Origin of the sequence: Methylobacterium oryzae, from assembly GCF_021398735.1 — a bacterium.
Taxonomy (GTDB): Bacteria; Pseudomonadota; Alphaproteobacteria; order Rhizobiales; family Beijerinckiaceae; genus Methylobacterium.
The window spans coordinates 3,381,846-3,404,403 of the sequence record NZ_CP090349.1 but is presented as its reverse complement, the minus strand read 5'-3'; the positions used below and the strand labels follow the sequence as shown (position 1 = coordinate 3,404,403).

At 69.1% G+C, this 22,558-nt stretch carries 20 protein-coding genes; 14 read left to right on the top strand and 6 right to left on the bottom strand.

The annotated features are described in order from the left end of the window. Nucleotides 1–20: 20 nt before the first annotated feature. The 4 genes from LXM90_RS16195 to LXM90_RS16185 all read right to left on the bottom strand — a co-directional run bounded on the left by LXM90_RS16195 (nt 21) and on the right by LXM90_RS16185 (nt 2,934). The gene (locus LXM90_RS16195; RefSeq protein ID WP_020096120.1) at nt 21–1,004 is read right to left on the bottom strand and encodes an MDR family oxidoreductase; all 984 of its coding nucleotides are present in this window, start codon (nt 1,002–1,004) and stop codon (nt 21–23) included. A 21-nt stretch (nt 1,005–1,025) separates the two neighbouring features. Further along, a complete protein-coding gene (locus LXM90_RS16190) occupies nt 1,026–1,670 on the bottom strand; it encodes a TetR/AcrR family transcriptional regulator (RefSeq protein ID WP_026605400.1) in 645 nt (214 codons plus the stop codon). 275 nt (nt 1,671–1,945) lie between these two features. Next, a complete protein-coding gene (locus LXM90_RS32050; protein ID WP_326491888.1) occupies nt 1,946–2,254 on the bottom strand; it encodes a hypothetical protein in 309 nt (102 codons plus the stop codon). 464 nt (nt 2,255–2,718) lie between these two features. Continuing rightward, nucleotides 2,719–2,934: a hypothetical protein gene (locus LXM90_RS16185; RefSeq protein WP_170868042.1), complete on the bottom strand. Its 216-nt coding sequence runs from the start codon at nt 2,932–2,934 to the stop codon at nt 2,719–2,721. Here LXM90_RS16185 and LXM90_RS16180 point away from each other — a divergent pair. Together LXM90_RS16180 and LXM90_RS16175 are read left to right on the top strand one after the other, a co-directional pair. Further along, nucleotides 2,830–3,768: a MurR/RpiR family transcriptional regulator gene (locus LXM90_RS16180; protein ID WP_026605401.1), complete on the top strand. Its 939-nt coding sequence runs from the start codon at nt 2,830–2,832 to the stop codon at nt 3,766–3,768. The genes LXM90_RS16185 and LXM90_RS16180 overlap by 105 nt on opposite strands. Next, nucleotides 3,765–4,742, top strand: a complete 978-nt coding sequence (locus LXM90_RS16175) for an isoaspartyl peptidase/L-asparaginase family protein (protein ID WP_020096123.1) — start codon at nt 3,765–3,767, stop codon at nt 4,740–4,742. Before LXM90_RS16180 ends, LXM90_RS16175 begins: the two co-directional genes overlap by 4 nt. A gap of 347 nt (nt 4,743–5,089) precedes the next feature. On the opposite strand, the gene LXM90_RS16170 is transcribed toward LXM90_RS16175, so the two are convergent. Continuing rightward, nucleotides 5,090–6,118 carry an IS110 family transposase gene (locus LXM90_RS16170; protein WP_091980604.1) on the bottom strand — a complete coding sequence of 343 codons (1,029 nt, stop codon included), beginning with the start codon at nt 6,116–6,118 and terminating at the stop codon, nt 5,090–5,092. Nucleotides 6,119–6,179: 61 nt separating this feature from the next. Here LXM90_RS16170 and LXM90_RS16165 point away from each other — a divergent pair, with 61 nt between their 5' ends. The 12 genes from LXM90_RS16165 to LXM90_RS16110 all read left to right on the top strand — a co-directional run bounded on the left by LXM90_RS16165 (nt 6,180) and on the right by LXM90_RS16110 (nt 19,451). Further along, entirely contained in the window at nt 6,180–8,048 is a 1,869-nt protein-coding gene (locus tag LXM90_RS16165; protein WP_234080786.1) for a dipeptide ABC transporter ATP-binding protein, read from the top strand. Nucleotides 8,049–8,079: 31 nt separating this feature from the next. Further along, complete coding sequence (gsiB, locus tag LXM90_RS16160) at nt 8,080–9,627, top strand: glutathione ABC transporter substrate-binding protein GsiB (protein WP_234080785.1); 1,548 nt, start codon at nt 8,080–8,082, stop codon at nt 9,625–9,627. A 105-nt stretch (nt 9,628–9,732) separates the two neighbouring features. Beyond that, a complete protein-coding gene (gene gsiC / locus LXM90_RS16155) occupies nt 9,733–10,653 on the top strand; it encodes a glutathione ABC transporter permease GsiC (protein ID WP_020096126.1) in 921 nt (306 codons plus the stop codon). A gap of 7 nt (nt 10,654–10,660) precedes the next feature. Further along, the gene (gsiD, locus tag LXM90_RS16150; protein ID WP_020096127.1) at nt 10,661–11,563 is read left to right on the top strand and encodes a glutathione ABC transporter permease GsiD; all 903 of its coding nucleotides are present in this window, start codon (nt 10,661–10,663) and stop codon (nt 11,561–11,563) included. Beyond that, complete coding sequence (locus LXM90_RS16145) at nt 11,560–12,636, top strand: P1 family peptidase (RefSeq protein ID WP_020096128.1); 1,077 nt, start codon at nt 11,560–11,562, stop codon at nt 12,634–12,636. The genes gsiD and LXM90_RS16145 overlap by 4 nt, the downstream gene beginning before the upstream one ends. Before the next feature lie 3 nt (nt 12,637–12,639). Beyond that, nucleotides 12,640–12,798: a M55 family metallopeptidase gene (locus LXM90_RS16140; protein ID WP_234080784.1), complete on the top strand. Its 159-nt coding sequence runs from the start codon at nt 12,640–12,642 to the stop codon at nt 12,796–12,798. Between the two features lie 234 nt (nt 12,799–13,032). Next, entirely contained in the window at nt 13,033–13,869 is an 837-nt protein-coding gene (locus tag LXM90_RS16135) for a VOC family protein (RefSeq protein ID WP_051123801.1), read from the top strand. Between the two features lie 101 nt (nt 13,870–13,970). After that, the gene (gene paoA, locus LXM90_RS16130) at nt 13,971–14,546 is read left to right on the top strand and encodes an aldehyde dehydrogenase iron-sulfur subunit PaoA (protein WP_043713390.1); all 576 of its coding nucleotides are present in this window, start codon (nt 13,971–13,973) and stop codon (nt 14,544–14,546) included. Next, nucleotides 14,546–15,496: an FAD binding domain-containing protein gene (locus tag LXM90_RS16125; RefSeq protein ID WP_020096131.1), complete on the top strand. Its 951-nt coding sequence runs from the start codon at nt 14,546–14,548 to the stop codon at nt 15,494–15,496. Before paoA ends, LXM90_RS16125 begins: the two co-directional genes overlap by 1 nt. A gap of 1 nt (nt 15,497) precedes the next feature. Beyond that, on the top strand, nt 15,498–17,711 hold the full coding sequence (gene paoC / locus LXM90_RS16120; protein ID WP_020096132.1) for an aldehyde oxidoreductase molybdenum-binding subunit PaoC: 2,214 nt from the start codon (nt 15,498–15,500) through the stop codon (nt 17,709–17,711). A 22-nt stretch (nt 17,712–17,733) separates the two neighbouring features. Continuing rightward, complete coding sequence (locus LXM90_RS16115) at nt 17,734–18,249, top strand: VOC family protein (protein WP_020096133.1); 516 nt, start codon at nt 17,734–17,736, stop codon at nt 18,247–18,249. Nucleotides 18,250–18,338: 89 nt separating this feature from the next. Next, nucleotides 18,339–19,451 (top strand): alkene reductase, encoded by a 1,113-nt coding sequence (locus tag LXM90_RS16110; RefSeq protein ID WP_020096134.1) that lies wholly within the window; start codon nt 18,339–18,341, stop codon nt 19,449–19,451. Nucleotides 19,452–19,515: 64 nt separating this feature from the next. On the opposite strand, the gene LXM90_RS16105 is transcribed toward LXM90_RS16110, so the two are convergent. Further along, nucleotides 19,516–22,377 carry an ATP-binding protein gene (locus tag LXM90_RS16105; protein WP_081636574.1) on the bottom strand — a complete coding sequence of 954 codons (2,862 nt, stop codon included), beginning with the start codon at nt 22,375–22,377 and terminating at the stop codon, nt 19,516–19,518. Nucleotides 22,378–22,558 lie beyond the last annotated feature (181 nt).

Below are 22,558 nucleotides of genomic sequence, written 5' to 3'. Positions count from 1 at the left end.
GCGAGAGGCGGCGAGAACGCCTAGCGATGCACGTCAACGACGACGCGGCCGCGCACCCGGCCCGACATCAGGCGTTCCGCGGTGGCCACAGCCTCTGTCAGGCCGATCTCCTCCGTGATCGCCTCGAGCTTGACCGGATCGAGGTCGTGGACCAGCCTGTTCCAGGCCTCGATCCGCTCAGGCCGCGGGCACATCACGCTGTCGATCCCGAGCAGGCTGACGCCGCGCAGGATGAAGGGGGCCACGCTCGCAGGCAGGTCCATCCCCTGAGCCAGACCGCAAGCCGTTACGACGCCCCGGTACTTCATGGCGGCGCAGACGTTCGCCAGCGTGTGGCTACCGACCACATCGACGGCCCCGGCCCAGCGCTCCCGGGCGAGCGGCCTGCCCGGATCCGAGAATGTCGCCCGATCCAGCACCTCCGCTGCGCCGAGGCGGCGCAGGTAATCGGCCTCCTCGGGACGGCCGCTCACCGCCACGACCGTGTAGCCGAGGCGCGACAGGAGAGCGACCGCCGTGCTGCCGACGCCACCGGCCGCGCCGGTGACGACGACCTCGCCCTTGTCGGGGGTGACGCCGTGGCGCTCGAGGGCGATCACGCACAGCATCGCCGTGTAACCGGCAGTGCCGATCGCCATCGCCTGCCGTGGCGTGAGCGCCTCCGGCAATGGCACCAGCCAGTCGCCCTTGAGCCGTGCGACTTGCGCCAGCCCACCCCAATGGGTCTCGCCGACGCCCCAGCCGTTGAGGACGACGCGGTCGCCGGCCTTGTAGTCGTGATGCCGGGATTCGCGGACGGTGCCGGCGATGTCGATGCCCGGCACCATCGGAAATTTGCGCACGACCGGGCCTTTCCCGGTGATCGCGAGCCCGTCCTTGTAGTTCAACGTCGAGTAGGCGACATCCACGGTGACGTCGCCCTCGGGGAGCTGCGCCTCGTCGATCTCACGTAGGCCGGCGCGGTAGACCGCCTCATCCTTCTCGATCAGGATTGCCTTGAACATTCGGGGCACTCCATGGGGCGCTCAGCGCGTAAGACAGGTCAGGAATAGGGTGGCGAAGAGGTCGAGAGGCTCGGGGCTGCGCTCGAGCTTGGCGCGCAGGACCGCGCCTTCCCAGCCGATCCAGAAAAACGCCGCCAGCGCAGCGCAATCGGCATCCGCGGCGATCTGGCCGGCTGCCTGGGCGTCCCGGAGACAGCGCTCCGTCCGCGCCTGCCAGTCGAGGAGGACGCCATGCAGACGGTCCCGAAAGAGCTCGGGCAGGGCGCTCATCTCCTGCCCGAGATTGCCGACGACACAGCCGCGACGGAACTCGTAGCGTGCCATGCCGGCCTTCGCGTCGGCGACGAAGTTCCTGATGCGCTCGATCGGGGTCGTACTCTCATCGAGCAACCAGCGGTCGAGCTTGCGCGCGAAGTAGGCTGCGTACGCCTCGATCAGTTCGGCGCCGAAGACGTCCTTGCTCGCGAAATAGTGATAGAACGAACCTTTCGGCACACCCGCGGTGCGCAGGACCTCTTCGAGGCCGGTTGCCGAGTAGCCCTTCTCCGATAGCAGCGCGACGCCCACCCGGATCAAGGCCGCCCGCGACGTGCCGTAGGCCGGCTCAGGCCTAGGTGGCCGACCCCTCTTGCGCGCGGTGACAACCGAGACCGAATCGGACTGCATGAATTAGAAATAGACCGGTTGATTATTAAATGCAACGAGCCTGGGCGATCCTGTCAGACCGCGTTCCGCGCGCAGCTCTCAGGAGGACGAGCTGCGACGCGCCGAGATCCTGTCTTTCTGATCCAGTGGCGAAGGGTCGGTGCCGTCTCCCGATGCCGCAGGGCGAACGCACCGGTGCGCAAGGGGCGGTTGTCGGGGCCGGGCTTAGCTAGAGCTCGCCGGTCGTGGATGAGGCCGTTTGTGCGTGGAATCGAAGAGGCGAGGGCGCTCTACTTTCAAATCCTTGCGCTGGCGAGGCCGAGCTGCCGGCAGGCCGGGCCGGTCAGCGCGGGACCCTCGGGGGCGATGAATAGGCCGGTCGTCGTGCGTCCGATTTCTTGGTGCCGCGGATGAGGCGGCAGCGCGGGGTCGTGGCCGGCTCCACTGTTCTTCGTTTCGATGCAGAAGATGGCACGGGCGCCGGTTGGGGCGGTGCCACGGATGACGACGAAGGCGGTGCGATCGGCAGTGAAGCGCGGGTCGCCGCGGCCGAGACGGAGTTCCCGGGATGGGTTGATGGATGAACAGCCGCCACCACGCGGCACCGGCAGTGCCGCAGAATGGGCATAAGCGGGGGAGCGGCACCGGCTGCACGGCAAGCGAGGCTCGGCGGCGGCGGGGGTGCCGTGGGAGCGGCGGCGGCCCTGTCCGAGGTCCGGGCGTGGGTCGAGTGGGGTTGGGTGCAATGGCGACCGGTGAGACACGCGCTCGACATGCGCAGCCGTGCGTCAAAGCGCCGTTCTGTCACCTGGGTTTGGGACGCGCTGCTGCCGGACCTTGGCCTTGAGCTAGGAAGTTGATCGACGATTTCGCGCCCGTCACGGCCATTCGGTGGCGTCAGCCGGCATCTCCGAAGCAGACATCAGCATAGATCGGCTCACCGGTCGCCATTGCACCTGCAGTGAGCCCCCCACAGCAGAGCGCAACTGCAGCCATCGGCCAACGCAGTTGCCGTGAACGGGGAGGCGCATCTGACTAGGAGCGAGGTCACCCAATTTGTCTGGGAAGTTCAGCGATTTGTGCAACTGGTGCCGCGAAAATAAGCGTCGAAGCGCTTGCGGGTGATCGAAAAAATTCTCAGACTGTCCGGCAGTGAGAATTTTTGATCGGCTCGAGCGTCGTGGCGTTGGAACCCAAGGAACTTTCTGTCGCGCAACGGATCGCGCACGCGTTTCCGGCGCTCAGCTCCGCTCACCGAGAGGTCGCCCGCTTCGTCCTTGATCATCCGTTGCGCGCCGCGACTCTGCCCGTGAATGAGCTTGCAGACTTGGTTGGCGTCTCCGTCGCCACCGCTAATCGGTTTGCCCGCGCCGTGGGCTACGAGGGCTACGCAAAGTTCCGCGCGGCCCTCGTCCTCGGCTATGAGAAGGCGCTCGCACCGGTCGAGAAGCTGCGCGGCAGCCGAGATCAGCCCGCGACCGCGTCCGGCATCCTCGACGGAGCCTTGGCCGACATCGTCCGCAACATCGAGGCGACGCGGCGTGGGCTCGACGGCCAGACCTGTGCGCAGGCCGTCGAGGCGATCCGCCGGGCCCGACGGGTCTACGTCGTGGGCCTGGGCAGCAGCAGCTGGCCGGCCGGCATCCTGGCGCGCAACCTCGACGTCAACCGCGAGGACGTCCATCTGCTGGCGACACTGGAGGGGCCCGGCTTCGCCGCCCGGAGCCTGCGCCGGCTGACGACCGACGACCTCGTCATCGCGCTCGCAACCCCGCGGTACTTCGCCGACACGGTGCGGCTGGCCGAGATCGCACGGAAGCACGGCGCCGCGGTCCTGGCGCTGACTGACGGACCGCACTCACCCCTCGTCGCCACCGCTACGGTCGCGCTCTACGCGCAGACCGACTGCCACTACTTCGCCGCCTCGGATGCCAGCCTGACGGCCCTCGTGGAGGCCCTGGCGAGCGCCTTCGCCCACGCCACCGAGGATCTCGTCCCGGCCGCGACGCGCGTGACGGAAGCGGTGCTGCCCTGGCTCGACCGCGACTACGCCGCCTGGCCGCCGCAGGGCGGAGCCGACGACCTGCCCGACACCCCGCCTCCGGGAGCCGTTCCATGAGCGACCACCGCCCCGTACTCGTGATCCACGGCGGTGCCGGGACAATCGCGTCGGGCCAGGCCGATCCCGGCGAGGCGCGCTACCACGCGGCCCTCGCCGGAATCCTGGCGGCCGGAGCGGCCTGCCTCGCCGACGGCGGGAGCGCCCTCGACGCCGTGAGTGTCGCCGTCGACCTCCTGGAGGAGTGCCCGCTCTTCAATGCCGGCCACGGCGCCGTCTTCACCAGCGCCGAGACCCACGAACTCGACGCCGCGATCATGGACGGCGCCACCCTGCGGGCCGGCGCTGTCGCGGGCGTCTCGCGGGTGCGCCGGCCTGGCCGCGCCGCCCGCGCGCTGATGGAGGCCGGCGAGCACGTCCTTATGGCTGGTGCCGGCGCCGAGACCTTCGCGCGCCGGCACGGCCTTGAGATGGTCGAGCCCGATTTTTTCTCGACAGAGGCCCGCCGCGACCAGCTTCGCCGGGCGTTGGCCGCCGGGCAAGTCGCCCTCGACCACGACACGGCGTCGGGGCCCCTCGACGAGACCCGCAAGTTCGGCACGGTGGGCGCCGTCGCCCTCGACCGGGACGGCCACCTCGCCGCCCTGACCTCGACCGGCGGCATGACCAACAAGCGTCCCGGCCGGATCGGCGACTCGCCGCTGATCGGCGCGGGCACCTACGCGGACGACAGGACCGCCGCGGTCTCCTGCACCGGCACGGGGGAGGCCTTCATCCGCGTCGCGGCGGCGCACGATGTCTGCGCGCGCATGGCCTACGGGGGCCAGGACCTCGAGGTGGCAGCCCGGGCGGTTGTCGAGGAGCACCTGCCGACTGTCGGCGGCCGCGGCGGGCTGATCGCCGTCGATGCGCGCGGCCGGGTCGCAATGCCGTTCAACACCGAGGGCATGTATCGCGGCCTCGTCCGCTCCGGCGAGGCGCCGGCCACCGCGATCTTCGGCGAGACCCGCCGCGTCCCCGCACCAGCGCGCTGAGATCCGCCATGCCGACCATCGCAGCCGGGACCGCCTCTCCTGCCGCTCTGCCCGACGGACGGGTCGTCTCCGTCACCGGCCTTACCGTCCTGTGTGGATGGCTCCCGCATTGCAAGTGGCGAATTGAGCTTCTGACGCGTTGGTCGGGTGCAGTCTTGTGTCCGGCCTGTTGATGCAGTCGTTCATGTTGACTGCTGGCCCTGATGGTATCCGTGAGCTGGGTCCCACTCTGCTTTGCGGGCTATGACGCCCTGGACAGCCGGCGGGGTGTCCCGGCTCCCGGTCTGACCGGTTCGCCATCAACTCTCATCGTCCTCGCAACCTGGAAACGTCTCCTCTACGTGCTGTCAGGCGGCCGTGGCCGCCGGTGCGCGGTAGGTGCCGCCGCGGGTCATGATCGCCCAGGCGACCCGCGCCGTGCGATTGGCCGCCGCCACAGTCACCACGCGCACTGGCTTACGCTGCAGCAGCGCCGGCAGCCGCGGGTCGACCGAGGTCGGTGTCGTCTTCGCGCGCCGGATCAGAGACGTCATGCCGACCACGAGCAGCCGGCGCAGGTAGCGGTCGCCCATGCGTGAGATCCGGCCCAGGCGCTCCTTGCCGCCACTGCAGTTCTGCAGCGGTGTCAGGCCCAACGAGGCAGCGAACTGCCGACCGGAACGGAAGCGCTCGGGCTCGCTCACCGAGGCGGCCAGCGCGGTTGCCGACACGATGCCGACACCCGGGATCGTCGCAAGCCGCTGCGACAGGTCGCTGTCTCGATGCCAGGTGAGCAACTCCTTCTCCAGTCGGGTGAGCTGAATCTGCAAGGCACCGATCTGATCGGCCAACCCGGTCACCACGCGCTGGGCTAACGGCGGCACCTCGGCCGCGTCTCCGGCCGAGAGCCGGGCCGCCAGTTCGAGCGCGTGCCGCAGGCCCCGCGCCATCTCGATCCCAAACTCGGCGAGCAGGCCTCGGATCATGTTCACCAGCTGCGTGCGTTGCTTGACCAGCAGGTCGCGCGTCCGGTGCAGCGCCAGCGCCGCCTGCTGCTCGGTCGCCTTCACGGGCACGAAGCGCATGCTCGGGCGCGTCACCGCCTCACAGATGGCAGCGGCATCGTTCGCATCGGTCTTGCCGCGCTTGACGTACGGCTTCACGTAAGCCGGCGGCATCAGCCGCACGTCATGGCCGAGCTTTATGAGTTCCCGGGCCCAGTGGTGCGCTGTGCCGCACGCCTCCATGCCGATCAGGCACCGCGGCAGCTTGGCGAAGAACGGCGTGACCTGCGCCCGCCGCAGCGCCTTCCGAACGACGACGTGCCCAGCTGCATCGACGGCGTGAACCTGAAAGATGCTTTTGGCCAGATCGATGCCGACGGTGGTGATCTCCATGGGGATGGCTCCTGCATGAGCGTGGCTGCTGCTTCGACAGCGACCACATCTTGGCACCGAGATGCCGTCAGTCGGAGCGGGAGCCATCCACCCCATCTGCTTTGCGAACTCCGAGCGGGTCGTGGAGGCGGTCCGCGACCTCGCGTTCCACGTCGACGCCGGCGAGACCATGGCGATCGTCGGCGAGTCCGGGTCCGGCAAGTCCGTGACCTCGCTCAGCCTGATGCGCCTCGTGGAGCACGGCGGCGGCCGGATCGCGGCCGGGCAGATGCTGTTCCGGCGCGGCTCGGGCGAGGTGCTCGATCTCGCCGCCGCCCCGAACGCCAAGATGCGGGCGATCCGTGGCGCCGAGATCGCGATGATCTTCCAGGAGCCGATGACCTCCCTGAACCCGGTCTTCACCGCCGGGGACCAGATCGCGGAATCGATCCGCGTCCACCAGGGGAAGAGCGCCTCAGCCTCCCGGGCCGAGGCCCTGCGGATGCTCGACCTCGTGCGCATCCCCGAGGCGCGCAACGTCCTCACGCGCTACCCGCACCAGCTCTCCGGCGGCATGCGCCAGCGCGTGATGATCGCCATGGCCCTGTCCTGCAAGCCGCAGTTGCTCATCGCCGATGAGCCGACCACGGCCCTCGACGTCACGATCCAGGCGCAGATCCTCGAACTGATCCGCAGCCTCCAGGCCGAGATGAAGATGGGCGTCGTCTTCATCACTCACGACATGGGCGTCGTGGCCGAGATCGCCGACCGCGTGCTGGTCATGTACCGCGGCGACAAGGTGGAGGAGGGGGCGGCGCCCGCGCTCTTCACCGCGCCGCGCCACGCCTACACCCGGGCGCTGCTCGCCGCCGTTCCCCGTCTCGGCGCCATGGCGGGCAGCGACCTGCCGCGGAAGTTCGACCTGCTGCGGGCCGAGGCCCGGGAACACCCGGCGGGGCAGGGTGCGTCCGCCCCGGTCGACGAATCCCACGACACCGTGCGCACCGGCGCCGGGCCGATCCTGCGGGTGCGCGACCTCGTCACCCGGTTCGACATCCGCGGCGGCCTGCTCAACCGCGTGCGCCGCCGCGTCCACGCGGTGGAGCGCGTCAGCTTCGATCTCCATCCCGGCGAGACCCTGGCCCTCGTCGGCGAATCCGGCTGCGGCAAGTCGACGACCGGCCGCTCGCTCCTGCGCCTCGTGGAGAGCCAGAGCGGCCTGATCGAGTTCGACGGCGGCAACATCCGCGACCTGCCCCCCAGGCAGTTGCGCGGCCTGCGGCGCAACATCCAGTTCATCTTCCAGGACCCCTACGCCTCCCTCGATCCCCGCCTGACCGTCGGCTTCTCGATCATGGAGCCGCTGCTGGTCCACGGGATCGCGACGCGCCGGGAGGCCGAGGCGCGGGTGGCGTGGCTGCTCGAGCGCGTCGGGCTGACCCCCGACCAGGCCCAGCGCTACCCGCACGAGTTCTCGGGCGGCCAACGGCAGCGCATCGCCATCGCCCGGGCCCTCGCCCTGAACCCGAAGGTCATCGTCGCGGACGAGGCGGTGTCGGCCCTCGACGTGTCGATCCAGGCGCAGATCGTGAACCTGATGCTCGACCTCCAGCGGGAGTTCGGCCTCGCCTACCTTTTCATCAGCCACGACATGGCGGTGGTCGAGCGGATCAGCCACCGCGTCGCGGTGATGTATCTCGGCCAGATCGTCGAGATCGGCCCGCGCCGGGCGATCTTCGAGAACCCGCAGCACCCCTACACCCGCAAGCTGATGGCGGCGGTTCCGGTCGCCGACCCGGCCCGCCGGCACCTGCGCGCCCGCCGGCTCCTGACCGACGAGATCCCGAGCCCGGTCCGGGCGCTTGGCGACGAGCCGCAGGTCGCGCCCCTCGTCGAGATCGGCCCCGGCCACCTCGTCGCCCGCCACACGGTCGGCGGCCTTGCCGCCTGACACCGCCTATCCCCGCCAGCAGGATCGTCCCATGCCCCGAGGTCTGACCATGTTCGAGCGCTTCCTCCTCGCCGCCGGCCTGCTCGCCGTGGCGGCCGCGCCCGCCGCCGCCGCGGGCGACCCGATCCTGGCGATCAGCGGCCAACCCGAGACCCTCGACCCGTACAACACCAACACGACGCTCACGACCGCCGTCACCAAGTCGTTCTACGAGGGCCTCTTCGGCTTCGACAAGGATCTCAAGGTCCGCAACGTCCTGGCCGAGAGCTACGAGACCTCGCCCGACGGCCTCGTCTACACGTTCAAGCTGCGCGAGGGCGTCAAATTCCACGACGGCACGACGTTCGACGCCGCCGCGGTGAAGGCCAACCTCGACCGCGTCCTCGACCCTGAGAACCACCTCGCGCGGTACAACCAGTTCAACCGCATCAAGACGATCGAGGTGCTCTCGCCCACGAGCCTGCGCATCACCCTGAAGGAGCCCTTCGGGCCGTTCATCAACTCGCTGGCCCACGCCTCGGCGGCGATCATCTCGCCCACGGCCCTGAAGAAGTACGGCAAGGACATCGCCTTCCACCCGGTCGGAACCGGGCCGTTCACCTTCGTCGACTGGAAGCAGACCGACTACGTCAAGGGCGCCAAGTTCGCCGATTACTGGCAGGCCGGCTTCCCGAAGGTCGACACCATCACGTGGAAGCCGGTGCCCGAGAACGGCACCCGCGCCGCCATGCTGCAGACCGGCGAGGCCGATTTCGCCTTCCCGCTGCCCTACGAGCAGGCCAAGATGCTCGAAGCCAGCAAGAAGCTGAAGATCGAGGTGCACGCCTCGATCATCGAGCGGTATCTCAGCATGAACGTGCTTCAGAAGCCGTTCGACGACCTGCGCGTCCGCCAAGCGATCAACTACGCGATCAACAAGGAGGCGTTGGCCAAGGTCGCCTTCTCGGGCTACGCCTTCCCGGCGCAGGGCATCGTCCCGCAGGGCGTGCGCTACGCCCACAAGATGGATCCCTGGCCCTACGACCCGGCCAAGGCGCGCCAGCTCCTCAAGGAGGCCGGCTACGCCAACGGCTTCGAGGCGACCCTCTGGAGCGCCTACACCACCACCACCGCCCAGAAGGCGATCCAGTTCCTCCAACAGCAGCTCGGCCAGGTCGGCATCAAGGTGCAGACCCTGGCGCTGGAGCCCGGCCAGCGCACCGAGTGGGTGCAGACCGCCCCCGATCCGAAGACCGCCCGCGTCCGCCTCTACTATGCCGGCTGGTCGTCCTCGACCGGTGAGGCAGACTGGGGCCTGCGGCCGCTGCTCGCGACGGAGGCGTGGCCGCCCAAGCTCAACAACACCGCCTACTACAGCAACGCCGAGTTCGACGCCCTTCTCGCCAAGGCGCTGGTCTCGACGAACGACGCGGAGCGCGCCGAGCTCTACGCCAAGGCGCAGGAGATCGTGATGAAGGACGCCCCCTGGGCGCCGCTCGTCACCGAGCAGAACCTCTACGCGACCTCCGCGCGGCTCTCCGGCGTCTACGTCATGCCCGACGGCAACATCGATTCCGGCGAGATCGCCGTCGCTCCCTAGCCGCCGCCAGCGGACCCCGCGCCGAGCGGCCCGGACGATGGCCGGCCCGGCGCGGACGTCCCGCGCGATCGCTTCACGCAAACCTCGGATCGCGGGCGCGAGCCTATGCTGACCTTCCTGCTCAAGCGGCTCCTCGGGCTGCTGCCGACGCTGCTGATCGTCTCGGTCCTCGTCTTCCTGTTCGTCCACCTGCTTCCCGGCGATCCGGCGCGGCTGGCGGCCGGGCAGGATGCCGACGCCCAGACGGTGGCCCTGGTACGCACAGAGCTCGGCCTCGACCGGCCCCTGCCGGAACAGTTCGTGCGCTACTTCGCCAACCTCGCCCGCGGCGATCTCGGCGTCTCGATCCGCACCCGCCGCCCGGTCTCGACCGAGATCGGCGAGCGCTTCCTGCCGACCCTCCTGCTCACCCTCACCAGCATGGCCTGGGCGGTCGCCTTCGGGCTGATCATCGGCATAGTCTCGGCGGTCTACCGCAACGAATGGCCCGACCGGTTCGGGATGACGCTCGCCGTGTCCGGCATCTCGTTCCCCGCCTTCGCACTCGGCATCCTCCTGATGCAGATCTTCTCGGTCGAGCTCGGCTGGCTGCCGACCGTCGGCGCCGACACGTGGCGGCACTACGTGCTGCCGTCGCTGACGCTCGGCGCGGCCGTGGCCGCCGTGATGGCCCGCTTCACCCGCGCGGCCTTCGTGGAGGTCATCGGCGAGGATTTCGTGCGCACCGCCCGCGCCAAGGGGCTCAAGGAGCGCGTCGTGATCGCCAAGCACTGCCTGCGCAACGCTCTGATCCCGGTCGTGACCATGATGGGCCTGCAGTTCGGCTTCCTGCTCGGCGGCTCGATCGTCGTCGAGGCGGTGTTCAACTGGCCCGGCATGGGCCGTCTGCTCGTCGATGCCGTGAACCAGCGCGACTACCCGGTGATCCAGGCCCTGGTCCTGCTGTTCTCGCTGGAGTTCATCCTGATCAACCTGATCGTGGACGTGCTCTACGGCCTCATCAACCCGACCATCCGCTACAGGTGAGCCGGCCGTGACCGATATCCTCGTCCCCGCCGCTCCCACCGTCGCGCCCGTCCCCACCGGCATCCGGACGCCGTGGTCGGAATTCTGGCGCAAGTTCCGGCGCCAGCGCGTCGCCGTCCTCGCCCTGGGCTTCATCGGCCTGCTGGTCGTGGTCGCCGTGCTGGCGCCGTGGATCGTGCCCTACGACCCGGTCAACGACTTCGACTACGACCGGATCAACGAGGGCCCGTCGCTCGCGCACTGGCTCGGCGTCGATCCCCTCGGGCGCGACATCCTGAGCCGCATCGTCGAGGGCGCGCGGATCTCCCTGGCGACCGGCTTCCTCTCGGTCGCCGTCGGCGGGCTCGTCGGGACCGTGCTCGGTCTCCTGGCGGGCTACTACGGCGGCTGGTGGGACCGGATCGTCATGCGCATGTCCGACGTGCTGTTCGCCTTCCCGGGCATCCTGCTGGCGCTCGGCGTCGTCGCCATCCTGGGCTCGGGGCTCGTCAACGTCGTGGTGGCGGTGTCGGTCTTCAGCGTCCCGGCCTTCGCGCGCCTCGTTCGCGGCACGACCCTGGTCCTGAAGAACAGCACCTACATCGAGGCCGCGCGGAGCATCGGCGCTCCGGACCGGACGATCATCCTGCGCCACATCCTGCCGGGCACGATCTCGGGCATCGTGGTCTACTTCACCATGCGGCTGGGCACCTCGATCATCACGGCCGCGAGCCTGTCCTTCCTCGGCATGGGCGCGCAGCCGCCGACGCCCGAATGGGGCGCCATGCTGAACGAGGCCCGCGCCGACATGGTCTCGGCGCCGCACGTCGCGCTGTTCCCGAGCCTCGCGATCTTCTTCACGGTGCTGGCCTTCAATCTCCTCGGGGACGGCCTCCGGGACGCCCTCGACCCGAAGATCGACCGCCTGTGACGCCGGCCGCCCCCCCGCGCCCCGCGCCCCGCGTCGGCCGCCTGCCGCGGGGTCCGCGCGACGCCATCACCGACGTCCCGGGCGTGACGGTCGGCCATTGCACGCTGGCCGAGGGCGACGTTCAGACTGGCGTTACAGTCGTGCGGCCGCACGGCGGCGATACATACCGGGACCGCGTTCCGGCGGCCGGCGTCGTGCTGAACGGCTTCGGCAAGTCCGTCGGCCTGATGCAGGTCGAGGAACTCGGTGTGCTGGAGACGCCGATCGCCCTGACCAACACCTTCGCGGTGCCGGCGGTGGTCGCCGCCCAGATCCGCGCCGCGATCGCCGACAATCCGGAAATCGGGCGCGCGCTGCCGACGCTCAACCCGCTCGTCTTCGAGTGCAACGACGGCTACCTCAACGACCTTCAGCGGATGGCGGTTGAGGCGTCCCATTATCGCGACGCCCTGGACGCGGCGGGCGCCGCCGTCGCGGAAGGGTCGGTCGGGGCCGGGCGCGGGATGTCGAGCTTCGGGCTCAAGGGCGGCATCGGCACCGCCTCCCGGCGCGTCCGCGCGCGCGCGCGGGGCCGGTTCACGCTGGGCTCGCTCGTCCTGTCGAATTTCGGCAAGCCGTCCCAGATTCGGGTCCGCGGCGTGCCGCTCGCCGCTCAGCTCCGGGCGGCCGCCGGGGAGCCGGAATCCGGCACCGAACCGCCGGAGAAGGGCTCGATCATCATGATCGTCGCCACCGACGCGCCCCTCGACGCGCGTCAGCTCCGCCGCCTCGCCCTGCGGGCCGGGGCAGGCCTCGCCCGGACCGGCTCGGTGTTCGGCCACGGCAGCGGCGATATCGCGCTCGCCTTCTCGACCGCCTACACGGTGCCGCAGGATCCCGGCCGCCCGATGCCGGCGCCCGCCCTGCTGCACGACGCGGAGCTCGACCCGCTGTTCGAGGCCGCCGCGGACGGGATCGAGCAAGCGATCGTCCACGCCCTTTGGCGGGCCGAGGCGGTCACGGGCCGCGACGGCCACCGGCGGGACGCCCTGACCGATCTCCTGCCCGGCTGGGCCGATATCCTCGGAGTCTGAGCGATGCGCGTCCCGATCTCGACGAATATCGAGGGCGTCGCCGGGATCTATCACCGCGTCCAGACGACACCGGGCAAACCCGAATACGAGCGCGCGGCTGCTGATGACCGCTCTCGAGGCCGACGTGAACGTTGCCAGGCAGCCGGGCTGGGCCGGTATTAGCCCGTCCGCGTTTCCGGGCCCGCTTCTTCGAAGCGGACTTTATAGCAGCTCAACTTGCGCATTCCAGTTTCACCACAACCTGCACTCGGTCATTAGCCAAGAAGCAGACCTTCGGTGCTGCGCGCCGCCCCATCAGAGAGCCGGCGCCTTGTCGAATTTAACCTTTTTTTACCTGCACATCGCTCGCGACATTAGTATAGCTCTGGGCTGAGAACCTCGAGCCGGTGTATCGTTATGAACCATCAAAGCAACGACGGGCATGGCGGACACATTCGCCGTGAAGTCCTTCAGGTTGCCGGTGCCGCTGCAGCCGTGGGCCTTCTCGGAGCAACTACTGCCTCCGCGCAGACTGGGCGACTGGGCGGACGTGACGATGGTCCACTCGGCGCGCGCCTGCAAGGCGTGCAGCATTTCGGCGTCACGGTCCAGAACATGGACCGGGCTTTCGCCTTCTACACCGAGGTACTCGGCGGCACCGAGGTCATGCGTGATGGCGATTTCAAGGGGGAGCCGGTCCATTTCACGCTGATGGCCGATCAAGAGATCGTTGCCCGCGAGCGCCGCGTCGATCCTCGCACCATCGGCGTCCCGGACCTGAAGGGTGGCTCCCAGCGGCTCGATGTCCGCTTCGTCCAGTTCGAGAACGTCGTCATCGAACTCCTGCAGTATCGCGACGCCACGCAGCCGATGGGCGGCGGCGACAGCTGGGCCGAGCCGCGCGACCACATGAGCCCGGCCTACCCGCGCTCGATGCACATCTGCTTCTACGTCCGCGATGACGTGAACTTCGACAAGTACATCGCTGATCTCGAGGCCGAGTGCGCCCGCCGCGGCATGACGCAGGTCAGGGCGAACCGCACCGTACCCGTGCACTCCGAGGAGCAGCGCCGCGCGGCGCCGAGGGATACCAATACGATCAAGATCCACGAGGGTCCGTCGAACGGCTGGTCGATCATCTACTGCAAGGGGCCCGAGGGCGAGCAGCTCGAATTCGTCCAAGTGCTCGGTCCCGTAAAAAAGACGTTTGCTGACGCCGCCGAGGCGCGCCGGGCGGCGACGAACCGGGGCTGAGGTGAGGTGGCCGAAGAGGGGAGACGAGAGCCTGATTTCGGCGCTTCGGCCGTGCGGAACGGCCATCGCGCCAGTTTGGATCGACGAGGAAGGGATACCCGATGAGTCCTCCCAGGCCACATGAGGTCGATCAAAGGGCGGTCGATCAGCACGCTCCGGAGGCATCCGGTTCGCTTTCCCTCTCGCTCACGGTCAACGGCGAACGGCGGCGTCTCGATCTCGACAGCCGCGTGACGCTGCTCGACGCCCTGCGCGAGCACCTGCACCTCACGGGCACCAAGAAGGGGTGCGACCACGGCCATTGCGGTGCCTGCACGGTGCTGGTGAATGGGATTCGCATCAACGCATGCCTCAGCCTCGCGGCCATGCACGACGGGGACGCGGTGACGACGATCGAGGGATTGGGCCGGCCGGACCGGCTTCATCCCATGCAGGCGGCGTTCATCGCGCACGACGCCTTCCAGTGCGGCTACTGCACGCCGGGCCAGATCTGCTCCGCGGTGGCTGTCCTCGCCGAGATCAGGGCGGGCGTGCCGAGCTACGCCACCGGCGACCTCATGGCACCGATGACGCTGGACAATGGCGAACTGCGCGAGCGCATGAGCGGCAACATCTGCCGATGCGGCGCCTACTCCAACATCGCCGATGCCGTGGCGGACGTCGCGGGGAGGCCCTGATGCGGCCCTTCAGCTACGAGCGCGTCGCGAGCGCCGAAGCGGCCGTGGCGGCCGTCGCCGCCCGGCCAGGCGCTCGGTTCATCGCGGGCGGTACGAACCTGCTCGACCTGATGAAGTTCCAGATCGAGGCGCCGGCCCATCTCGTCGACATCCGGCATTTGCCCCTGAAGGCCATCGAGGATCTGCCGGACGGCGGTCTGCGCATCGGTGCGCTCGCCACCAACACCGAGGTTGCCGCCCACCCGCGCGTGAAGCGCGATTACGGCGTCCTCGCGCGGGCGATCGTGGCCGGCGCCACGGGGCAGCTGCGCAACAAGGCGACGACCGCCGGCAACCTGCTGCAGCGCAATCGCTGCCCGTACTTCTACGAGACGTCCCTGCCGTGCAACAAGCGCCAGCCGGGCTCGGGCTGCTCGGCCCTCGGGGGCGTCACCCGCTCGCTCGCCGTCGTGGGCACGAGCCCGCATTGCATCGCTCAGAACCCGGGCGACATGGCCGTGGCGCTGCGTGTCCTCGACGCAACCGTCGAGACCGTCAGGCCCGACGGGTCGCAGCGCCGGATCGCGATCGGCGATTTTCATCTGCTGCCGGGCGACCGGCCGGAGATCGAGCACCCGCTCGAACCGGGCGAGCTCGTCACCGCCGTGACGCTCCCGCGACCGCCGGGCGGGACGCACCACTATCACAAGGTCCGCGACCGGGCCTCCTACGCCTTCGCGATCGTGTCAGTCGCAGTCGTCCTGCACAAGGACGGGACGGGGCGGGTCGCATTCGGCGGCGTCGCACCGCGACCGTGGCGGGTGGAGGATGCGGAGGCGCTCCTGCCGGGTGGACCGGCAGCCGTCGTCACGGCGGCCTTCCAGGGCGCGACGCCCACGGCCGGGAACGCCTTCAAGATCCCGCTCGCCGAGCGCGCGCTCGCACTGGTGCTGAGCGAAGGGAGGGTGTGACATGCGGTTCGACACGCCTGCCGGGCAGAACTCCATCGACGGTCAGACCATCGTCGGGCAGCCCCATCGGCGCGTCGACGGCGCCCTGAAGGTCACCGGGACGGCGCCTTACGCCTACGAGCGGCACGATGCGGCGACCGATCCTGCCTATGGCTGGATCGTCGGCGCCACGATCGCCCGCGGTCGGGTGACGCGGATCGACGCCGCGGCCGCACGAAGGGCTTCGGGCGTCCTCGCGATCCTGACGACGCTCGAGCACGACTCCGCCCCGCCGGGGTTCCGGACGACCCTCCACCTGTTCGGCGGTGCCGAGGTACGCCACTATCATCAAGCCGTCGCGCTCGTCGTGGCAGAGACCTTCGAGGAGGCGCGCGCGGCCGCCCACCTCGTCCGCGTCGACTACGAAGCCGAGCCGGCGCGCTGCGATTTGGCGGCGGAGGCTGGCAAGGCCGAGCCGATCGCGGATCGCGACAATCCGGACTACCCCGTGGTCGATCGGATCGGGGCGTTCGAGGAAGCGCTCGCCGCCGCTCCCGTGATCCTGGACGAGATCTACACCACCCCCGACCAGACTCATGCGATGATGGAGCCGCACGCCACCACGGCCGCGTGGCGCGACGGCAAGCTGACGATCTGGACTTCGGCGCAGGTCGTTTCCTGGCACCGCAACAGCCTCGCGCAGGCGCTTGGCATCGCGAAGGAGGATCTGCGGCTGGACGCGCCGTTCATCGGCGGCGGGTTCGGATCGAAGCTCATAATGCGGAGCGACGCGCTCCTCTCGGCCCTCGGCGCCAGAGCCGTCGGACGCCCGTGCAAGGTCGCGCTGCAGCGTCCGCTGATCGCGAATAACGGCACGCGCCGCGCCGGCACGATCCAGCGCATCCGTCTCGGTGCGACTCATGACGGGCGGCTCACAGCGATCGGCCACCACAGCCTCAACGGAAATCTGTCCGGCGCCTACGCGGAGGCGGCGATCGCGCCGACACGGCTCATCTACGCGGCCCCGAACCGCGAGCTGTCCATGAGGCTCGCGACCCTCGATCTCGCCGAGGGCAACGACATGCGGGCTCCGGGTGAGGCCCCGGGCCTGATGGCGCTCGAGATCGCGATGGACGAGATGGCCGAGAAGCTAGGCATCGATCCCGTCGCCTTCCGGATTCGGAACGACACGCAGGTCGATCCGCGCAAGCCGCACCGGCAGTTCTCGGAGCGGCACCTGATCGAGTGCCTCCAACTCGGCGCGGACCGCTTCGGCTGGGCGCGCCGCAACCCGGTGCCCGGCGCTGTGGGCGATGGGTGCTGGCTCGTCGGCATGGGCATGGCGGCGGGCTTTCGCCAGAACCTCCTGATGCCGTCCGGTGCCCGCGTCCGGCTCGAGCAGGATGGCCGGCTGTCGGTCGAGACCGACATGACCGATATCGGGACCGGCAGCTACACCATCCTCGCCCAGACGGCTGCCGAGATGATGGGTGTGCCGATCGAGGCCGTGACGGTGCGGCTCGGCGACTCGGACTACCCCGAAGCCGCCGGGTCCGGCGGACAGTTCGGCGCGAACAACGCCACGTCCGGGCTCTACGCCGCTTGCGTGGCGCTGCGGGCGAGCGTCGCGGCGCGGCTCGGCTTCAATGCCGAGGATGTGGCGTTCGCGGACGGGAGGGTCACGGCTGGCAGTCGGAGCGTACCTCTCCGCGACGCCGTTGAGACCGGACCACTGACCGCCGAGGACCGGATCACCTACGGCGACCTCGACAAGGAGTTCGTCCAGGCCACCTTCGGGGCGCAGTTCGCCGAAGTCGCCGTGAACCGGTTCACCGGGGAGATGCGCGTCCGCCGCATGCTCGCGGTCATCGATGCCGGCCGGGTGCTCAATCCGCTCACGGCGCGAAGCCAGGTGATCGGCGCCATGACGATGGGGGTAGGGTCGGCGCTCATGGAGGCGCTCGTCGTCGACACGCGCCACGGCTTCTTCATCAACCACGACCTCGGCGGCTACGAGGTGCCGGTCCATGCCGACATCCCGCACCTCGACGTCGTCTTCCTCGACCATCCGGACCCGGTCTCGTCCCCGATGAAGGCCAAGGGCATCGGCGAGATCGGCTTGTGCGGGGCGGCCGCGGCGGTGGCGAACGCCGTCTACAACGCCACCGGCATCCGCGTCCGCGACTATCCCATCACCCTCGACAAGCTGCTCGACCGGCTGCCGCGCGCGGCCTGATTCTTCACCTGCGGAGAGAGAGATGGCCTATCATCCCGTTCCCGTGACGCATGTCGGCCTGACCGTCACCGACATCCGCGCAGCGACCGAGTGGTACACCAAGGCCTTCAGCTGCCGGCACATCATCGGGCCCCTGCACGTCAGGCACGACGGCTCGCATATCGGCGAGGTGTTCAAGGGGATCTTCGGTGATCGGTTCGAGGAGGGATACGTGTCCCACCTCGCCACCGCGAACGGGGTGGGGATCGAACTCTTCGAGTTCGTCACACCGAAGTCGGAAGCCGTCGACGACAACTTCCGCTACTGGAAGACCGGCGTGTTCCACTTCTGCTTGGTCGACCCCGACGTCGAGGGCCTCGCGCGGCGGATCGCCGAGATGGGCGGCAAGCAGCGCTCGAAGGTCTGGACACTGTTCGAGGGAGAGCCGTTCAAGGCGGTCTACTGCGAGGATCCCTGGGGCAACCTGATCGAGATCTACTCGCACTCGACGGAGCTCATGTACGCCAACCGGAGCGCGACGGCCGCCCGGGCGGAGTGAGAGGCGAGACTTGCAAACGCAGCGGTCGGATTCCCAATGCCGGGCAACGCGCGCGTCTGCAACCTGTGAGGCAAGGAGAGATCCCGCACATGCCGACGACCGCAGATCGTGATCTGTTTTCTCCAACGAAGATCGGTGCCATCGACGTCGCCAACCGCGTCGCCATGGCACCGCTCACGCGCTCGCGTGCCGGCATGGACGGCGTCCATTCGGATCTCGCCGTCGCGTACTATCGGCAGCGCGCATCGGCCGGCCTCATCATCACCGAGGCGACCAACATCTCACGGCAGGGCCGGGGCTATGCCTTCACGCCGGGCATCTACACGGAGGTGCAGGCCGAGGCATGGTCGCGTGTGACCTCGGCCGTGCACGAGGCAGGCGGCCGGATCGTCTGCCAGCTCTGGCATGTCGGGCGCATGTCGCATGTCAGCCTCCAGGAGAATGGCGAGGCGCCCGTGTCGGCTTCGGCCATCCAGGCCGGTGAGCTCGTCTTCCTCGAGAGCCGCACGCAGGCACCTCCATCCATGCCGCGCGCGCTCCGAACTGACGAGATTCCCGATCTGATCGGCGACTATCGGCGCGCCGCGTTCCTCGCCATGCAGGCGGGCTTCGACGGGATCGAGGTGCATTCCGCGAACTGCTACCTGCTCGATCAATTCATCCGCGACAGCACGAACCGGAGGACAGATCGCTACGGCGGCTCGGTCGAGAACCGCACGCGGCTTGCCGTTGAGGTCGTAGAGGCGGTCGCGGAGGTGTGGGGTGCCGACCGCGTCGGCCTGAGGCTCTCGCCGATGACGCGGGCTGTCGGTGATACCCCGCTCGACAGCGACCCGCAGGCAACCTACGGCTATCTCGCTCGGAGGCTTGGGGAGCTGGGACTGGCCTATCTCCACTGCGTCGAGGGGCAGACGCGCGGGCCGAACGGGTCGTCCGCGTTCGACTACAAGGCGCTGCACGCCGCTTTCGGTGGGGCCTACATCGCCAATAACGGCTACGACCGGCAGCTCGCCATCGAGGCGATCGCCTCCGGCTACGCCGACATGATCGCCTTCGGTCGCTCCTTCATCGGGAATCCCGATTTGGTCGAGCGGCTGCGCCGCAACGCCCCTCTCGCGGAGGCCGATCAGGCGACGTTCTATGGCGGGGGAGCCGAGGGTTATACCGATTATCCGACCTTGGACGTTTCAGGGAACGCATAAAGGAGAGAGCCTGTTGAGCGCCGATCCGCTGCCCTCGCCGCACATCGGCTCATGGGCGGCGGCGTCAGGCCAGGGAGACCGGCCGGCCCGCATCGCTGCCAAGTCCCCCCCGACCAGCACGGCGCGCCCGCGCAGCCCTGAGATCGGGCGTGTTGAGCCCTTCGTCGAAGCCGCCGAGGACGGCGGCGAGGGCTGCCGGGCCACCATACCGGTCATCCAGCGCGGCGAGGCTCGTCGCGGCCCGTAGGCGCCATATCGCCGCTCCCTGGCTGCCGGCCAGATCGATCGCTTGCAGGAAGTGCCGCGCCGCGTCCGCCTCGCCGGCGACGCCGGTGGAGGCGAGGAGGATCTCGCCCTTGATGCGCAGCAGTTCCGGCTGGCACCAGAGTTCGCCGCCGTGCTCGGAGGCGGCGAGCGCGTCGTCGATGCGAGCGAGCGCGTCCGGAAGGTGGCCATGCGCCGCGAGGCCGGACGCCAGCGAGCCGAGATAGGCCGGACGCCGCATCCGGAAGCCGATCTCCCCCATCTCGACGAGGGCATCCTCGAGGCGGTGCAGCCCGCCCGCATCGCCCCGGCTGAGGCTCACGATCGCTTCGAGGCAATCGGCGATGACCTGCCAGATGCGCATGGCGTGACGCGCGACGTGGTCCCCGAGGCGGGCGAGGCCGCGCTCGGCTTCGTCGAGATCGCCGCCATGGAGCGCAATCGGGATCACCGTGTGCGCCAAGGCATTCGTAAGGGCGAAGGCCTGGCCGTTGGCTTCGGCCTCGACGAGCGCGCGCCGCGCCGCCGCGACGGCGTGATCCGGCCGTCCCTGGAGCCACAGGACGTTCGCGAGGGTGCCGCGTGCCGCGATCAAGCCGTGATCCTCCAGCCGCCGGCCGGGACTGTCACGGCGGGCCGCACGGGCCAGCAGGCGCTCCGCTGCCTCGCGAGCCTCGTCGAGACGGCCGAGATAGCGGAGCGCGGTGGCGGCGGGCCTGTCGACGGCCGCGCCGGCCGCGCGATCGCCGCTGGCGGCCGCCAGCGTCCTGATGCGCTCCGTCAGGGCGAACGAGGCGCCGTGGTCCCCAACCCAGGTCTGGAAGTCGCACAAGCCCCAGAGCGCCCGCAACTGGCCATCGCGGTCGGACAGCCGTTCGGCGCGGGCGAGCGCCCCGCTCCACAACTCCGCAATCCGCGCCGTCGGACCCTCGACCTGCAGCAGGGCCGCAGCGAGCGACGCCCGCAGCGTGATCTCGTACCGGTCTTCCGGACCGTCGGCGGGGGCGGCCGACGCGAGCGCCCACTCGCTCGCCTCGATCCGTTCCTGGAGCAGCGCGAGCGTGTCCCACACCACGAGCGCCTCGGCTGCCAGCGTTCGACCGAGGACGGGATCGCGCCGGTCGGTTAGGCACCAGTCGAGTGCGGCGCGGACGTTTTGGACGAGCGCGACCAACTCCTCGCGCGGGTCGGATGCCGCCTTCGCGCTCCTGCGCGCCGAGACGTCGCGACATTGCGCGACACAAAACTCCGCGTGCCGCCGACGGACCGCATCATCCTCGCCACTCTCGGCGAGGCGCTGCAATCCGTAGGCCCGCGTCGTGTCGAGAAGCTGGTACCGGGCCGACCACCCAGGAATAGCGACAATCAGCGACTTGGCGACGAGATCGGCCAAGTGGCCGATGCACGCATGCTCGGCCTCCCCAGCAGAACGGCCGATCGCGAGCGCGGCGTCGAGCGGGAAGACGCCGTGAAAGACGGACAGCCGTCGAAACAGGGTCTGCTCTCCCTGCGACAGCAGTCCGTAGCTCCAGTCCAAGGTCGCGGTCAGGCCACGGTGCCGGGGATGACCTGCCCGTCGGCCGTCGTCCAGAAGGTCCAGGCGCTCGTTCAGCAGACGGAGGAGGCCGCGAAGTCCAAACGCCCCGACCCGCGTCGCGGCAAGTTCCAGCGCCAGCGGCAACCCGTCGAGGCGGCGACAGATCTCGACGACGGCCCACGCATCGTCGTCCTCGAGGCTGAAGTCTGGAGCAGCGGCCGAGGCGCGCGCGACGAACAGCGCCACGGCCGGGAAAGTCAGAACATCCTTCGCGTTGAGCGTCCCGAACGCTGTCGGAGCCGGCAGGGGTTGGAGGCGATGCACGGTCTCGTGCGCCATCCGGAGCGGCTCCCGGCTCGTGGCCAATACGTGAGTTCCGGGCGCGGCGGTCGCGAGCATGGTGGCCAGCCGGGCCGCCTGATCGAGGGCGTTCTCACAACAATCGAGGACGAGCAGGCACTGCCGATCCGCCAGGGCAGTCGCCAGTGCAGCCTGTGGATCGTCTGCATGGATTGCGATGCGCATTTCCTGAGCGAACGCGCTCGCGAGATAGCGGTCGCTGTCGATGACGCACAGATCGACCATCCAGACCCCGTCCGGGAACTGCCCGACGAGAGCGTGCCCCACCGTCACGGCCAGGCTGGTTTTGCCGACGCCGCCGAGACCCGTGATCGTGACCAGCGGTCGCTGCAGCACCTTCGTCGCGATCACCGCGAGATCCTCGGATCGGCCGAGCAGGTCCGTCGGTTTCGGAAGGTTATGGCGCCGCGCTGCTGCCGAAATCGGCCAGGACATGACGTCGACGGGCGCGACGAAGCGGTACCCTTGTCCGCTCACCGTCGCGATGAAGCGCTTCTCCGGTTCCGCTCCTTCGAGTGCGCGCCGGATCGCCGCGATGTTGACCTTCAAATTGGACTCATCAACCGTCGTTCGCGGCCATGCGCGCTTGTGGAGATCCGCCTTGCTTACGACCTGACCTGCGCGTTCGACGAGCGCGGTCAGAATTTCCAAAGGTCGTCCCCCGAGCCTTACGACTTTTTCGGCTCGCCAAAGCCGCTGCTCGGACGGGCTCAATACGAAATCGTCGAAGATGTAGCGAACGGCTCTGCCTTCCCGCGTATCCATGCAGCTGTCGCTATCGCACTCCCGTTCGATCCCGGAGAGATGGCCTTGCTACGCTGTCGGTTGCAGCACCGCTAGCATGTCGTGGAGGCCTCAGCCATTCGTCCGGTCTGCTCATGCGGAAGCGTCGGGGTGGATGCCTCCGGCAATGGTCTTGCAAAATCTTCACTCCGGCTGATCGATG